The sequence below is a fragment of the Salmonella sp. NW38 genome (assembly GCF_051807745.1).
GTDB lineage: Bacteria > Pseudomonadota > Gammaproteobacteria > Enterobacterales > Enterobacteriaceae > Salmonella > Salmonella enterica.
This window is the reverse complement of record NZ_JAMMTO010000014.1, coordinates 118,315-134,331: the sequence shown is the minus strand read 5'-3', so window position 1 is coordinate 134,331 and position 16,017 is coordinate 118,315. Positions and strand designations below refer to the sequence as shown.

The 16,017-nt window shown below is 53.7% G+C and carries 12 protein-coding genes and 1 riboswitch; of the genes, 4 read left to right on the top strand and 8 right to left on the bottom strand.

The features are described 5' to 3' along the window. Nucleotides 1–311: 311 nt before the first annotated feature. Nucleotides 312–1,163 (bottom strand): glutamate racemase, encoded by an 852-nt coding sequence (murI, locus tag NA624_RS21305; RefSeq protein WP_000201804.1) that lies wholly within the window; start codon nucleotides 1,161–1,163, stop codon nucleotides 312–314. Continuing rightward, nucleotides 1,108–2,952, bottom strand: coding sequence for a TonB-dependent vitamin B12 receptor BtuB (gene btuB, locus NA624_RS21300; RefSeq protein ID WP_000591411.1), 1,845 nt, complete (start codon nucleotides 2,950–2,952; stop codon nucleotides 1,108–1,110). Before btuB ends, murI begins: the two co-directional genes overlap by 56 nt. Before the next feature lie 66 nt (nucleotides 2,953–3,018). Next, a riboswitch (cobalamin riboswitch) is annotated at nucleotides 3,019–3,211 on the bottom strand. Nucleotides 3,212–3,325: 114 nt separating this feature from the next. On the opposite strand from btuB, the gene trmA reads away from it, so the two are divergent. Then, nucleotides 3,326–4,426: a tRNA (uridine(54)-C5)-methyltransferase TrmA gene (gene trmA / locus NA624_RS21295; protein ID WP_000186966.1), complete on the top strand. Its 1,101-nt coding sequence runs from the start codon at nucleotides 3,326–3,328 to the stop codon at nucleotides 4,424–4,426. Nucleotides 4,427–4,472: 46 nt separating this feature from the next. Here trmA and NA624_RS21290 read toward each other — a convergent pair whose 3' ends face one another. Together NA624_RS21290 and fabR are read right to left on the bottom strand one after the other, a co-directional pair. Beyond that, the gene (locus NA624_RS21290; RefSeq protein WP_000813838.1) at nucleotides 4,473–4,832 is read right to left on the bottom strand and encodes a YijD family membrane protein; all 360 of its coding nucleotides are present in this window, start codon (nucleotides 4,830–4,832) and stop codon (nucleotides 4,473–4,475) included. Nucleotides 4,833–4,847: 15 nt separating this feature from the next. Next, nucleotides 4,848–5,483, bottom strand: a complete 636-nt coding sequence (gene fabR, locus NA624_RS21285; RefSeq protein ID WP_000971958.1) for an HTH-type transcriptional repressor FabR — start codon at nucleotides 5,481–5,483, stop codon at nucleotides 4,848–4,850. A 198-nt stretch (nucleotides 5,484–5,681) separates the two neighbouring features. Between fabR and sthA the strand changes: the two genes are divergently transcribed. Further along, nucleotides 5,682–7,082: a Si-specific NAD(P)(+) transhydrogenase gene (sthA, locus tag NA624_RS21280; protein ID WP_001120790.1), complete on the top strand. Its 1,401-nt coding sequence runs from the start codon at nucleotides 5,682–5,684 to the stop codon at nucleotides 7,080–7,082. Here the strand turns inward: sthA and oxyR are convergent. From oxyR to argC, 4 genes are all read right to left on the bottom strand, one after another. After that, entirely contained in the window at nucleotides 7,065–7,982 is a 918-nt protein-coding gene (oxyR, locus tag NA624_RS21275; protein WP_001025919.1) for a DNA-binding transcriptional regulator OxyR, read from the bottom strand. The genes sthA and oxyR overlap by 18 nt on opposite strands. 283 nt (nucleotides 7,983–8,265) lie before the next feature. Next, nucleotides 8,266–9,642 (bottom strand): argininosuccinate lyase, encoded by a 1,377-nt coding sequence (argH, locus tag NA624_RS21270; protein ID WP_001230036.1) that lies wholly within the window; start codon nucleotides 9,640–9,642, stop codon nucleotides 8,266–8,268. A gap of 117 nt (nucleotides 9,643–9,759) precedes the next feature. Beyond that, nucleotides 9,760–10,536, bottom strand: a complete 777-nt coding sequence (gene argB, locus NA624_RS21265) for an acetylglutamate kinase (RefSeq protein WP_001575262.1) — start codon at nucleotides 10,534–10,536, stop codon at nucleotides 9,760–9,762. A 7-nt stretch (nucleotides 10,537–10,543) separates the two neighbouring features. Continuing rightward, nucleotides 10,544–11,548, bottom strand: coding sequence for an N-acetyl-gamma-glutamyl-phosphate reductase (gene argC, locus NA624_RS21260; RefSeq protein ID WP_000935332.1), 1,005 nt, complete (start codon nucleotides 11,546–11,548; stop codon nucleotides 10,544–10,546). Between the two features lie 88 nt (nucleotides 11,549–11,636). Here argC and argE point away from each other — a divergent pair, with 88 nt between their 5' ends. Next, a complete protein-coding gene (gene argE, locus NA624_RS21255; protein WP_000800206.1) occupies nucleotides 11,637–12,788 on the top strand; it encodes an acetylornithine deacetylase in 1,152 nt (383 codons plus the stop codon). Between the two features lie 391 nt (nucleotides 12,789–13,179). After that, the gene (gene ppc / locus NA624_RS21250) at nucleotides 13,180–15,831 is read left to right on the top strand and encodes a phosphoenolpyruvate carboxylase (protein WP_001005549.1); all 2,652 of its coding nucleotides are present in this window, start codon (nucleotides 13,180–13,182) and stop codon (nucleotides 15,829–15,831) included. The last annotated feature ends 186 nt before the right edge of the window (nucleotides 15,832–16,017 follow it).

Genomic DNA, 16,017 nt, shown 5'->3' with positions numbered 1-16,017 from the left:
ATTTTTCGTCCTAGGACGTTAAGAATCCGTATCTTCGAGTGCCCACACAGATTGTCTGATAAATTGTTAAAGAGCAGTGCCGCTTCGCTTTTTCTCAGCGGCGCGGGGTGTGCATATTACGCTTTCCCGCTTCAGAGTCAAGCGTTTATTTTCGCTTTTCTCCGTGAGGTTCTGGTCTGAACCCCGCTGACCCGGCGGCCTGTGTGCCGTTGTTCCGTGTCAGTGGTGGCGCATTATAGGGAGTTATTTCTGCCTGACAAGAGGAAATTTAAAATAATTTCTCAAGTGCCTGGTATTTACCCAAAACGCCATTAAACCGCCAGTTTTTCGAGCGTTTCAAAGCCATAACGCTGTAAAACGGGTAATAATTGTTCAGCTCCTGGCGTCATTGCCATGCAATAAGCAATATTGGCATCGGTTGATTTCGCATCCGGCGCTTCATGTTCCAACAGCCAGGCTGTACGACGCGCTATCGCCGCGCCGGAATCCACTAACCGCGTCCCTTCGGGCAGGACTTGCAAAAGCTCGTCCCGTAATAGAGGGAAATGCGTACACCCCAGAACGACCGTATCAGGCGGCTCCGGCATTCGTAGCCATGGGCGTAATATGCGGCGCAGCTCTTCCAGCGATACCGAGTCGCCATGTAGTTTAGCTTCCGCCAGTTCCACCAGTTCTGCCGACCCCAACATCGCTATCTGACATTCATTAGCGAAGCGCGCAATCAGCTCGTGAGTATAAGGACGTTTGACCGTGGCTCTCGTCGCCAGTAGCCCGACGACGCCATTTGCGGTCAGCCGCGCCGCTGGTTTAATCGCAGGCACAACGCCCACCACCGGGAAGGCAAACTTTTCACGTAATGCGGGAAGTGAGACCGTACTGGCGGTATTGCAGGCAATCACCGCCAGTGAAAGGGGATAGCGCTGCTGTACCGCAGTCACAATCTCGACAACGCGCTCAACGATAAACGTTTCGCTCTTTTCCCCGTAGGGGAAAGCCACGTTATCAAAAGCATATATATAGTGGAGATCCGGCAGGAGCCGCCGAATCTCATCATAGACCGACAATCCACCGACGCCGGAATCAAATACCAGCACGGTGGGACGTGGTTCAGAAGGTGTAGCTGCCAGACAAGGTGTATTCTCGTCCTGCAGTTTGGTAGCCATAAACTGTCTCGTAATCTTTGTCGAACAGGTTGGCTATTTTACCACGAACTGTCAGATGTGAGGTGACCGGATATGCAACCGTAAGATCCCATAAACTGACGCCGCCCATTTTTACCGTCCGGTATGGGTAAGCGGAGTAATCCGAATCATAGCGGGAACCAAGGTATTGATATGTCACCCCCCAGTCAAAATCGTAAACGTCCCAGTCAAGTTGATATTTTGCCATCTGTTTGGAACGCCGGGGTAATGGCGTATCGGTAATCGCATTACGCGCATCAACGTAATCGTAACTGACCGTATGCGTTAACGGTCCGGTATCGAAATTCGCCGTCGCCTCAATACCTTTAATGCGCGCCTTACCTTCGTTGTAATATTTTTGCAGATGATCGTCATAATCGATCATGTCATTAATATCGTTACGATAACCTGAAATACGCCAGCTGACGCCAGCGGTTAGCCCTTCAAATGCGCCTTCCCACTGTTTACTCTTTTCAGGATTCAGGTTCGGATTACCGTAATAACCATACAGTTGGCCCAAATTAGGCGCTTTGTAGGAGGTTCCGTAGGAAGCAATAAAGCGATAACCTTCTATAAACTCCCATCCCGCGCTGGTTTGCCATGTACCGTGACGACCAAACTGGGAGTTGTCATCACTGCGCGCCGCCGCTTCCAGAGTGAAGTCACCCAACTGTTGTAATCCTGTCAGGTAAACCCCGGTATTACGCTGGTCATATCCCTCGGGCACATAGCCGGTACCTGGCGTGGTAGTCTGTTTCTGCCAGTCTACGCCCGCCCCAACATTACCGTGCCCCACGACCACACTGTTGGTCCATTGAACATTGTACTGTTTCATCTCATCCAGCGTGGCGGAGGTATCATACCGGCCATAGTGCGGATCATAGTTGTAATCTTTACTGTGGCTATAGCTTGAAACCAGCTGAGACTGAATACGTTCGCCATTAAAGCGCAGCCCGGCGTCCCAGCTTTGGCTATAAAGTTTGCGTGTATCAATCAGCGGCGAGCCCGGCGAGTAATAGGCGTCGTAATCGGTACGGTTATCGTAGCCATAACCACGCACGAATCCGCTCCAGCGATCAGAAAAGGTATGCTCTAACGCGCCATAAAGCGTTTTACTCAAAAAGCCGTCCCGGTCAGGCTGCGCCTGCATCCCGGTACCGCCTTTCGCTACCACGTCAAACCCTTTGGTGTATTCGTAATCGCCGATCAACGTCGCCCGCGTGTTTTCGCCAAGTTGCTGTTGCGTCGAGAGGTCGTAATTCTGGTAGCTATTGCTTCCCCATCCAGCGGTTAATTCTGTGCCTGGGTTATCGCGCGTCGTAATGATATTCACTACGCCGCCGATAGCATCGGAACCATAAATAGCGGAACGCGGACCACGAATATATTCAATGCGCTGTACCAGCGACACCGGGAACTGGCTGAGATCGGCGGACCCGCTCACGCCTGCTAAATTCAGACGCACGCCGTCAATCAATACCAGTACATGGCTGGAGTTGGTGCCGCGAATGAAAATGGAGGAGTTTTGTCCGGCGCCGCCGCTCTGCGCAATATCGACGCCAGGCAAACGGCGCAGAACATCATTTACGGAGGTCGATTGCCAGCGTTCAATATCCTGACGCGTCACGATGGTAACGGGCGCCAAAACCGCGCTGCGCGGCTGCTGAAAACGGTTGGCGGTGACAACCAGGGTATCCGGGCTAGTGTCCTGCGCCCAAGCGGAAAAGGCCGTGACGGAGAACGCCGTCAGCAGCGTAGCTTTTTTAATCATTGTAAAGCATCCACAATATAAGAAGGATGCCGCAGGCTTCATCGATAGTACGCGATGATGAAAAACCAGATGCGACGTTAGCCGGCAGGTCTTCGGGCTTGGAGGGTTATCCGTTGGCTGGATAGCAGAAATGATGACTTCCCGCCGGAGGCAGTGTCTGCTTACGCTCTCATCTCACCTTTCCTTACCGCTGCGCGTCAGCTCCAGATTTTCACTGGATTCCCTATTAACTCACAGGACCGGCCCACGGATGCTACCGTCTGTCACAACACCCTGTCCAGACCGCGCATCACAAATCAGAAATCATCAATAGCTGGACATCCACTGAGCAATCCCTACAATCCCCGCGTACTTTTATTATTCAGGATGCGATATGACCCCCGAACATCTTCCGACAGAACAGTATGAGGCGCAGCTGGCCGAAAAAGTGGCGCGCTTGCAGAGTATGATGGCGCCGTTTTCTGACCTGGTTCCGGAAGTATTTCGCTCGCCGGTCAGTCACTATCGTATGCGTGCGGAATTTCGCCTGTGGCATGACGGCGATGACCTGTACCACATTATGTTTGATCAGCAGACCAAAAGCCGCATTCGCGTTGACACCTTCCCGGCGGCCAGCCAACTGATTAATACCTTAATGAAGGCGATGATTGCCGGCGTGCGCGATAATCATGCACTGCGGCATAAGCTGTTCCAGATCGATTATCTCACGACCTTGAGCAACCAGGCGGTAGTGTCGTTGCTGTACCATAAGAAGCTGGACGAAGAGTGGCGTGAAGCCGCCACTGCGTTACGCGATGCTTTACGCGCGCAAGGTCTGAACGTACACCTGATTGGCCGGGCCACTAAAACTAAAATCGAATTGGATCAGGATTATATTGATGAGCGTCTGCCTGTGGCAGGTAAAGAGATGATCTACCGCCAGGTCGAAAACAGCTTTACGCAGCCAAACGCCGCCATGAATATTCAGATGTTAGAGTGGGCGCTGGAGGTGACGAAAGACTCAAAAGGCGATCTGCTTGAGTTGTATTGCGGCAACGGCAATTTTTCTTTAGCGCTGGCGCGCAATTTTGACCGCGTGCTGGCAACCGAAATCGCCAAACCGTCCGTCGCTGCCGCACAGTACAATATTGCCGCTAATCATATTGATAATGTACAAATTATTCGCATGGCGGCGGAAGAGTTTACCCAGGCGATGAATGGCGTTCGTGAGTTTAACCGCCTGCAGGGGATCGACCTGAAGCGCTATCAGTGCGAAACCATTTTTGTCGATCCGCCGCGCAGCGGTCTGGACAGCGAAACGGAAAAAATGGTGCAGGCTTATCCACGTATTCTGTACATTTCCTGCAATCCGGAAACGTTGTGTAAAAACCTGGAAACGTTAAGCCAGACGCACACGGTGTCTCGCCTGGCGCTATTCGATCAGTTCCCGTATACGCATCATATGGAATGCGGGGTATTACTCACCGCAAGGTAAAATGTACGTCGGATGGCCGGTTATACCGCCATCCGGCATTCGCACACTATTCCGCGGTGTCCTGCTTGCGGTTACGCAGTTTAAAGCCAATCCAGAATACCAGAATCACCGACAGCACCGCCGGGAAGAAATTAGAGCCAATATCCGGATATTCTGCACGCACGACGGTGCTATACAGTAAAACGCCAAGAATGAAACAAGCGGCGGCCAACCCCGGCAAACCTACCGGCATAGTACGATTTTGGTAGCGCTGATGCAGGCAATATACCGTCAGCACCAGCGAGATAACCGGGAATACGGAGAACGGCACAATAGCGCTAAACAGCGCCGCGAATGTGCCGTTAATCGATAAGCCAGCGATGAGCGCCAGCAACAGCGTACCTTTATCTTGACCTGACTGTTTCATTACTCGTCCTTCACGTTATTCGGAATGATGTGCTATTTTCTCTTGCTCACGGCGATACCAGTAATACGCCCCTTTCGCAATCATGCGCAGTTGCAATACCAGCCGCTCTTCTAATTGCCGACGCTGTTCAGCGCCGATGTCCAACGCCTCTGCGCCCGCGCTAAAAACAATAGTCACCATCGCTTCGGCCTGGGCTTCAGTAAACGCGCGCGGCATATGGTTTTCGAGTTCCAGATAGTCGGCAAGTTCCGCAATAAAATGCTGAATCTCCCGCGCGACGGCGGCACGAAACGCCGCTGAAGTGCCGGAACGCTCGCGCAACAACAGACGGAAGGCGTTGGGGTTGTTGCCGATAAACTCCATAAATGTGGAGACCGACGTGCGAATGACGCTGCCGCCTTTCGCGATGCGCTGTCGCGCCTGACGCATCAACTGACGCAGCATCAGACCGCTTTCATCCACCATCGTCAGACCGAGTTCATCGACATCGCGAAAATGACGGTAAAACGACGTTGGCGCAATGCCCGCTTCACGCGCCACTTCACGCAAACTCAGGCTAGCGAAACTCCGCTCAGCGCTCAGTTGGCTGAATGCAGCTTCCACCAGCGAACGCCGGGTTTTTTCTTTTTGTTGCGCTCTAACACCCATCACAATGTCTGAATCCTTCCATATGCCTTATTCGGCACTATACCAGAGAATAAAAGTAACGGGTTCACACTGGATTGTGAATGATTGTTTACAGACAGTTTGTGCTCCGGCTTCGCAAAAAAGCACAACGATAATTGGGTTAAAGCTGGGCAAATGTTATCATCGTGTTTATTTTATGTATAAAAACAGGTGAGTAATACCATGCCACATTCCTGGGATTATGATGCAGTCGTCATAGGGTCAGGCCCCGGCGGTGAAGGCGCTGCAATGGGTCTGGTTAAGCAAGGAGCACGCGTCGCGGTGATTGAGCGTTATCATAACGTTGGTGGCGGATGTACCCACTGGGGCACCATTCCATCCAAAGCCCTTCGCCACGCCGTCAGCCGCATTATTGAATTTAATCAAAACCCGCTCTATAGCGACCACTCCCGTCTTCTTCGTTCTTCATTCGCCGATATCCTTAATCATGCCGATAACGTGATTAATCAACAAACGCGTATGCGTCAGGGGTTTTATGAGCGTAACCACTGTGAAATCTTGCAGGGCAACGCCCATTTTATTGACGAACATACCCTGGCGCTGGAATGCCATGACGGCACGGTTGAAACCCTGACGGCAGAAAAATTTGTTATTGCCTGTGGTTCGCGTCCTTACCATCCCAATGATGTGGATTTCTCGCATCCGCGCATTTATGACAGCGACTCAATCCTGAGTCTCCACCATGAACCGCGCCACGTTATTATTTACGGCGCCGGCGTTATCGGCTGCGAATATGCGTCCATCTTCCGCGGTATGGATGTGAAAGTGGATCTAATCAACACCCGCGATCGCCTGCTGGCCTTTCTCGATCAGGAGATGTCCGACTCTCTCTCTTACCATTTCTGGAATAGCGGCGTGGTTATTCGCCACAATGAAGAGTATGAGAAAATCGAAGGCTACGATGATGGCGTCATCATGCACCTGAAATCCGGTAAAAAACTGAAGGCTGACTGCCTGCTCTATGCTAATGGCCGTACCGGTAACACCGATTCGCTGGCGCTGGAGAATATTGGTCTGGAAACAGACAGCCGTGGACAGCTCAAAGTCAACAGTATGTACCAGACCGCCCTGCCGCACGTCTATGCGGTGGGCGACGTGATTGGCTATCCCAGTCTGGCCTCCGCCGCCTACGATCAGGGACGTATTGCAGCGCAGGCGCTGGTGAAAGGCGAAGCGACCGCACATCTTATCGAAGATATCCCCACCGGGATTTATACCATTCCGGAAATCAGTTCTGTCGGCAAAACCGAGCAGCAGTTAACGGCAATGAAAGTGCCTTACGAAGTGGGCCGCGCGCAGTTTAAGCATCTGGCGCGAGCGCAAATCGTCGGCATGAACGTCGGCACGCTAAAAATTCTCTTCCACCGCGAAACCAAAGAAATTCTGGGGATTCACTGCTTTGGCGAACGCGCCGCCGAAATTATTCATATCGGCCAGGCGATCATGGAGCAGAAAGGTGGCGGTAACACCATCGAATACTTCGTTAACACCACCTTTAACTACCCAACCATGGCGGAAGCTTATCGGGTTGCGGCGTTGAACGGCTTAAACCGCCTGTTTTAACGCCTTGTCGAAATGGCCATCCATTGCGCCACGGATGGCCTCTGCCAGTTGCTCATAACGGCTACGCAGCGGCGATCCCGGGCGATAAACCAGCCCCACGGTACGACGCGGCTCCGGCTTAATGCATGGCAGATAAACCACGCCGTCGCGCTTACGCTCCTGCGGTACGGCCAGCGCCGGGAGTAGTGTAATACCACTGCCCGCCGCCACCATGTTGCGCAGCGTTTCCAGACTGGTCGCCCGGAAATGGGTATCTTCATCCGCTCCCGCTTCAAAACAGAACCCCATCGCCTGATCGCGCAGACAGTGGCCATCTTCCAGCATCAGCAATTTCTCGCCCGCCAGATCGGACATCGGCACGCGATCGCGATTCGCCCACGGATGATCCTCATAAATAGCCAGCATCATGGGCTCATCAAACAGCGGCACTTCGATAAACGCCTCGCTCTCTTTCACCAGCGCCAGAATAGCGCAGTCAAGCTTGCCGCTATCGAGTTGCGCTAACAGCTGGTGCGTTTGCGCCTCATGCAGATACATTTCCAGCTTCGGGAAAGTCTGGTGCAACATTGGAATGATAAGCGGCAGCAAATAGGGACCAATTGTTGGGATTAAACCAATATGCAGCGGGCCGGACATCGTCTCGCCTTGTTGGCTTGCCATCTCCTTGAGCACCTTGACCTCACGCAGTACGGTACGCGCCTGATCCACCAGCAGTAAGCCCGCCTGGGTAAACAGCACCTTACGGCTCGTACGCTCCAGCAGCATAACGCCCAGCTCATCTTCCAGCTTACGTATTTGCCCACTAAGGGTTGGCTGGCTGACGTGACAGGAGTCCGCCGCTCGCCGGAAATGGCGATGTTCGGCTAACGCCACCAGATATTCAAGATCACGAATATTCATTATTCATCCTCCGTCGCCACGATAGTTCATGGCGATAGGTAGCATAGCAACGAACGATTATCCCTATCAACCTTTCTGATTAATAATACATCACAGAACGGAGCGGTTTCTCGTTTAACCCTTGAAGACACCACCCGTTCAGAGGGTATCTCTCGAACCCGAAATAACTAAAGCCAACGTGAACTTTTGCGGACCTCTGGTCCGCTTTTTTTTGCGTAAAAAAGCCCGGCGTCGCTGATGCTCGGCCGGGCAGTATTACCTGATAGCGCTACGCTTATAAGGCCTACAACGCGAGGCGCGCCCTGGCATCGTCGATGGCCTGCGCCACCTGCTGCGGAGAAACGCCGCCTTTTGCCGCCCGTTTATCCAGACACGACTGCAAAGACAATATCGGATACACATCGTCGCCAATCACGCGGCTGAATTTCTGTAAATCGGCCAGCGGCAACGCTTCCAGCGGCTTACCCTGGCGAATAGCTTCTACCACCGCTTCGCCGACAATATGGTGCGCTTCGCGGAACGGCACGCCTTTCGCGACCAGGTAATCCGCCAGCTCCGTGGCGTTGGCATACCCCTGTTGCGCCGCGTCCTGACAACGTAGGCGTTTCACCTGAATACCGTCCAGCACCAACGCCGCCATATGCAGGCAGTCAAGCCAGGTATCGAGCGCATCGAACAGCCCTTCTTTGTCTTCCTGCATATCTTTGTTATACGCCAGCGGCAGACCTTTTAAGGTCATCATCATGCCGGTTAGCGCCCCTTGTACGCGACCGCACTTACCGCGAATCAGCTCCAGCGCGTCCGGGTTTTTCTTCTGCGGCATTAACGATGAACCGGAAGTCACGCGGTCAGAAAGCTCTACAAAGCCCGCTTCACCAGAATTAAAGAAAATCAGATCTTCCGCGAAGCGTGACAGATGCACCATGCCGATAGCCGCATCAGAAAGCAATTCCAGTACGTGGTCACGATCGGACACGCTGTCCAGGCTGTTGCGGGTCGCAGACGTAAAGCCCAGCCAACCTGCCAATTGTTCACGGTCAATTTCATAGGCCGTTCCCGCCAACGCGCCGCAGCCTAGCGGACTCACGTCCAGACGTTTAAGCGTGTCCTGCAGGCGGCTTTCATCGCGCGCCAGCATTTCGACATACGCGAGACACCAGTGGGCGAAAGTCACTGGCTGCGCGCGTTGCAGATGGGTATATCCCGGCATTACCGCGTCCTGGTTCGCCTGCGCGGTTTCCACCAGCGCGCTCTGTAGCTGGCGGTTAGCGGTAAGCAGTTCCCTCACCGTCTCTTTGCACCACAGTTTCAGGTCCGTCGCCACCTGATCGTTACGGCTGCGTCCGGTGTGCAGCTTTTTACCCAACTGACCCACTTTGTCGATGAGCTTACCTTCCACCCAGCTATGGATATCTTCCGCATCGCTTTGCAGGATTTGCTGCGGATTCGCGCGAACCTCTTCCAGCAGCACGTTCAGCGCGTCTTCCAACTGTCGTTGCTCATCGGCAGTCAGTACGCCTACCGTGACCAATGCTTTGGACCAGGCCACAGAACCGACAATATCCTGCTCCGCCAGACGGTAATCGAAGCGCAACGAATCATTGAATTGTTTAAACCGCTGGTCTGCCGCCTGTGTAAAACGCCCACCCCAAAGTGCCATAATAGACTTCCTTAAATTCTTCGAATTTCACTGCCGGATGGCGCTACGCTTATCCGGCCTATAATTTCTGTTCACGTAGGCCCGATAAGGCGCAGCCGCCATCGGGCGAACAAATACTTAAGCCAGAATACGCGTGCCAATCGGCGTGCCGTTAAACAGCGCCGGCAGTTGCTCCGCATGACGCCAGGAAGCGATATCCACAGGGCGACCCAGCGCCCGCGCAGCATCGAGGGCCGCATTCACTTTCACAATCATCCCGTCGGTAATAATGCCCTGGTCGATAAGCTGCTCGGCTTTGGACGCCGTCATTTCGGCGATACGCTGGCCTTTGCCGTCCAGAATACCGCTCACGTCAGAAAGCAGGATCAGATCGGCCCCCAGCGTCGCCGCCAGCGCGGTTGCCGCCTGATCGGCGTTGACGTTCATCAGTTGGCCGTCGTCTGTTACGCCAATGGAGCTGACCACCGGCAGAAAGCCATTTTCCAGCAGCATGTTAATCAGCTTCGGCGACCCCGGCTGTGCCAGCCCGACGTGGCCTAACGCTTCATCGAGTTGGGTCACGTTTACGCTGTCGCCATCGCCCAGAAACAGACCAACAGAGGCGATATGGTGTTTCTTCGCCCAGGCCAGCAGAGTTTTGTTAGCGGTTCCCGCCAGCGCGCCGGTAATGATGCCAATCTGATCGGCAGGCGTCACGCGCAGGCCGTCTTTCTTTTTCACTGGCAAATTAAGCCCTTTCATCAGCTCATCCACCACGCAACCGCCGCCGTGAACAATCACCAGCGGACGCTGATGGGACTCACGATAGTTGACCAGCGCGGTAAAAAGACGTTCCAGAGCCTCTTCGCTATCCAGTAATACGCCACCCAGCTTGATAATTAATGGATTCATCATTTCACCCTTAAATAAGAGACTGCGTTTCAGCGAAGCCAAAACGAATATTAGCGCACTGCACTGCCTGCGCCGCTGCGCCTTTCAACAAGTTGTCTTCGGTTGCCACCACAATCAGATGTTCGCCCTGGACGGCAAAACCAATATCGCAGAACGGCAGCCCGACGACGTTCTTTAACGCCGGAACGCCTTTGTCATACAGGCGCACCAGCGGTTTGTCGCCATAGGCTTTTTGCAACACGTCGGCGACCTGCGCATGGGTTACTCCCGCTTTCAGGCGGCAGGTAATGGTTTCCAGAATCCCGCGCGGGAAATTCCCCAGATGCGGGGTGAAGATGACCTCCGCGCCCAGATGGGCGGCGATTTCCGGCTGATGACGATGCGTAAACACGCCATACGGTTGCAAACTCACTTCACAGAAACTGTTCGATATTGCCGCCTTGCGCCCCGCGCCGCTCACCCCGCTGGTGGCATTAATTACCGGCCACTGCGTCAGATCCAAAAGACCGCCGTCAATCAGCGGTTTTAGCGACAACTGCGCTGCGGTTGGATAGCAACCAGGAACCGCAATCAGATTCGCCGTGTTCAGTTTATCGGCATTCCACTCCGCCAGACCGTACACCGCCTGCTCCAGCAGCTCAGGATACTGATGAGTAAATCCGTAGTACTTTTCATAGAAGGCGCGATCGTTTACCCGAAACGCGCCGGAAAGATCGAATACGACGCATCCGGCCTGTAAAAATTGCGGCGCCAGATCGTGGCTCACTTCATGCGCTGTCGCCAGGAACACCACATCAACATCTGCACTAAAATCACGTACATCCGACATCGGTTGCAATGGCAGGTCGACAATCCCTTTTAACTGCGGATGTAAATCAGAAATTAACTTTCCTGCATCATTGCTTTGCGCTGAGACGGTCAAAGCGGTTATGGTCATATGTGGGTGGCGATTTACGTAGCTTACAAGCTCTGCGCCCGCATAACCGCTAGCGCCTACAATCAGCGTATTCAACATCGGGTTCCTTTATGCTCAACGTTAATGTATTTTTATTCATAATTAATGCATGAATATTGATACTATCATGACCTGAGGTGTGTCAACAATGAAAAACGTTTTACCGCCATTTATCGAGATTTACCGCGCTTTGATTGCCACACCGTCGATAAGCGCAACCGAAGAATCCCTGGATCAAAGTAATGCGTCTTTAATCACTTTGCTTGCAGGCTGGTTCAGCGATCTTGGTTTCAACGTAGAGGTTCAACCGGTTCCAGGAACGCGAAACAAATTCAATATGCTCGCCAGCACCGGACATGGCGCGGGCGGTTTGCTGCTGACCGGCCATACCGACACGGTTCCCTTTGATGACGGACGCTGGACGCGCGACCCGTTCACGCTGACCGAGCACGACAATAAGCTCTATGGTCTGGGCACTGCGGATATGAAAGGCTTCTTCGCTTTTATTCTGGACGCGCTACGTGACGTTGACGTCACAAAGTTGAAAAAGCCGCTCTACATTCTGGCGACCGCCGATGAAGAGACCAGCATGGCGGGGGCGCGTTATTTTTCCGAAACCACGGCATTACGTCCGGACTGCGCGATCATTGGCGAACCGACGTCGTTGCAACCGATACGCGCGCACAAAGGGCATATCTCTAATGTCGTTCGCGTCCTGGGGCAGTCCGGTCATTCCAGCGACCCGGCGCGTGGGGTTAACGCCATTGAACTGATGCACGATGCGATTGGCCATATCATGCAACTGCGTGACTCGCTGAAAGCGCGGTATCACTACGAGGCGTTTACCGTTCCGTATCCAACGCTGAATCTGGGCCATATCCACGGCGGCGATGCCTCAAACCGTATCTGCGCCTGCTGCGAATTGCATATGGATATTCGTCCACTGCCGGGCATGACGTTAAACGACCTTAATGCACTGCTTAACGACGCGCTGGCCCCGGTAAGCGAACGCTGGCCGGGCCGCCTGACGGTGGCGGAATTACATCCGCCGATTCCAGGTTACGAGTGTCCACCGGACCACCAACTGGTTGAAGTAGTAGAAAAACTGTTGGGAACAAAAACCGACGTGGTGAACTACTGTACTGAAGCGCCGTTTATGCAGACATTATGCCCAACGCTGGTGCTTGGTCCGGGCTCAATTAATCAGGCGCATCAGCCGGATGAATATCTCGAAACGCGTTTTATTAAGCCAACCCGGGAATTGATTACCCAGGTAGTACATCATTTTTGCTGGCATTAATGCATATTGCCCGGTGACACGATGTTTACCGGGCCTCCCCCGTCTTGTAGGCCGGATAAGCGCAGCGCCATCCGGCATCTCTACGCCACATGTTCATAAGCATTTCTTATTTGGCACGATGCGAATTAACTTTAATAAATTACCGCCATTTTTTCGTTTGCTGAACCGATTTCGCAGTAATTGACGCCACGGGTTTTACGTGGCTTTATAAAGATGAGAAGTGATGTGAAAAAGCTTGGTCCGAAAGATTTCGCGTTGCGGCAAGACGGCAAACGAGCACATCCCAGGGAGCTTACATAAGTAAGTGACCTGGGTGGGAGAGCGCAGCCAACGCCGCCGCAGCGTGAAAGATGCAGGACAATTACAACAGAGATGGGGTGTCTGGGATCATATGAACGAACAATATTCCGCGTTGCGTAGTAATGTCAGTATGCTCGGCAAGGTGCTGGGAGAAACCATCAAGGATGCGCTGGGAGAACACATTCTTGATCGCGTAGAAACAATCCGTAAGCTATCCAAATCTTCACGCGCCGGCAATGAAGCTAATCGCCAGGAGCTGCTCACCACGCTACAAAACTTGTCTAATGACGAGCTGCTGCCAGTTGCGCGCGCGTTTAGTCAGTTCCTGAACCTGGCCAATACTGCCGAGCAATACCACAGCATTTCGCCAAAAGGCGAAGCCGCCAGCAACCCGGAAGTGATTGCCCGCACTCTGCGTAAACTGAAAAACCAACCGGACCTCAACGACGCAACCATCAAAAAAGCGGTAGAGTCGCTGTCTCTGGAGTTGGTGTTAACCGCCCACCCGACAGAAATTACCCGCCGTACGCTTATTCACAAGATGGGTGAAATCAATAACTGTCTGAAACAGCTTGATAATACCGATATCGCCGACTACGAACGCCACCAGGTGATGCGTCGCCTGCGCCAGTTGATTGCCCAATCCTGGCATACGGATGAGATCCGCAAGCAGCGCCCAAGCCCGGTGGATGAAGCCAAATGGGGCTTCGCCGTGGTTGAGAACAGCCTGTGGCAGGGCGTACCTAACTATCTGCGTGAACTGAACGAACAGCTGGAAGAAAATCTCGGCTACAAATTGCCGGTGGATTTTGTGCCGGTACGTTTTACCTCCTGGATGGGCGGCGACCGTGACGGCAACCCGAACGTGACGGCGGATATCACCCGCCACGTACTCTTGTTAAGCCGCTGGAAAGCCACCGATCTGTTCCTGAAAGACATTCATGTTCTGGTATCAGAACTGTCGATGGTCGACGCCACGCCGGAGCTGCTGGCGTTAGTGGGCGAAGAAGGCGCGTCTGAACCGTATCGCTACCTGATGAAAAAATTGCGCGCCCGTCTGATGGCGACCCAGTCCTGGCTGGAAGCGCGTCTGAAAGGCGAGAAACTGCCCAAACCGGATGGCCTGCTGACGCAAAACGAGCAGCTCTGGGAACCTCTGTACGCCTGCTACCAGTCGTTACAGGCCTGCGGCATGGGCATTATCGCCAACGGCGAGTTACTCGACACGCTCCGCCGCGTGAAGTGTTTCGGCGTACCGCTGGTGCGTATTGATATCCGTCAGGAGAGCACCCGCCATACCGAAGCGCTGGGCGAAATTACCCGCTACCTTGGTATTGGCGACTACGAAAGCTGGTCGGAAGCCGACAAGCAGGCCTTCCTGATCCGCGAGCTGAACTCCAAACGTCCGCTGCTGCCGCGTAATTGGGAGCCGAGCAACGATACCCGCGAAGTGCTTGAAACCTGCAAGGTTATTGCCGAAGCGCCAAAAGGGTCGATCGCCGCCTACGTGATTTCAATGGCGAAAACGCCGTCTGATGTGCTGGCTGTGCATCTGCTGCTGAAAGAGGCAGGTATCGGCTTTGCCATGCCGGTCGCGCCGCTGTTTGAAACCCTCGACGACCTGAACAACGCCGACGACGTGATGACCCAGTTGTTGAATATCGACTGGTATCGCGGGCTGATTCAGGGTAAGCAGATGGTCATGATCGGCTACTCCGACTCGGCGAAAGACGCCGGCGTTATGGCCGCGTCATGGGCGCAGTATCAGGCGCAGGACGCCCTGATCAAAACTTGTGAAAAAGCCGGCATCGAGCTCACCCTCTTCCACGGCCGCGGCGGCTCTATTGGCCGTGGCGGCGCGCCAGCCCACGCGGCGCTGCTTTCGCAACCGCCAGGCAGTCTGAAAGGCGGCCTGCGCGTGACCGAGCAGGGCGAGATGATCCGCTTCAAATACGGCCTGCCGGAAGTCACCGTCAGCAGCCTCTCGCTTTACACCAGCGCAATTCTGGAAGCAAACCTGCTGCCGCCGCCGGAACCGAAAGACAGCTGGCGTCATATTATGGATGAGCTTTCCGTCATCTCCTGTGAAACCTACCGCGGCTACGTGCGCGAAAATAAAGACTTTGTACCGTACTTCCGCTCCGCGACGCCGGAACAAGAGCTGGGCAAATTGCCGCTCGGCTCACGTCCGGCGAAACGTCGTCCAACTGGCGGCGTCGAATCGCTGCGCGCGATTCCGTGGATCTTCGCCTGGACGCAAAACCGCCTGATGCTGCCAGCCTGGCTGGGCGCGGGTACTGCGCTGCAAAAAGTGGTGGAAGACGGTAAACAAAGCGAACTGGAAGCCATGTGCCGCGACTGGCCGTTCTTCTCCACGCGTCTTGGGATGTTGGAAATGGTGTTCTCAAAAGCCGACCTGTGGCTGGCCGACTATTACGATCAGCGTCTGGTGGCGAAAACGCTATGGCCGCTGGGCAAAGAGCTACGAGACCTGCTGGAAGAAGACATTAAAGTGGTGCTGGCGATTGCCAACGATTCGCACCTGATGGCCGACTTACCGTGGATTGCGGAGTCCATTCAGTTAAGAAACGTTTATACCGATCCATTAAACGTGTTGCAGGCCGAATTGCTGTATCGTTCCCGTCTGACTGAAGAGCAGGGCAAATCGCCCGATCCTCGCGTCGAACAGGCGTTGATGGTCACGATTGCGGGCGTCGCCGCCGGTATGCGCAACACCGGCTAACGCCAAAAGAAAGCCGCCCTCACGCAGTTATGTGGGGGCGGCATGAAATACTGCTGTCATCCTCGTCATTTTTTCAATATATTCCTGTCTGCATTTTATGCATTTGTAAATCTTTCTTAGCAAAACGTGCGGCATAAAGCAGGTTTGCTTCAGATTCTTTTAAGGTTCAGGCGTTACGTTTGGCGC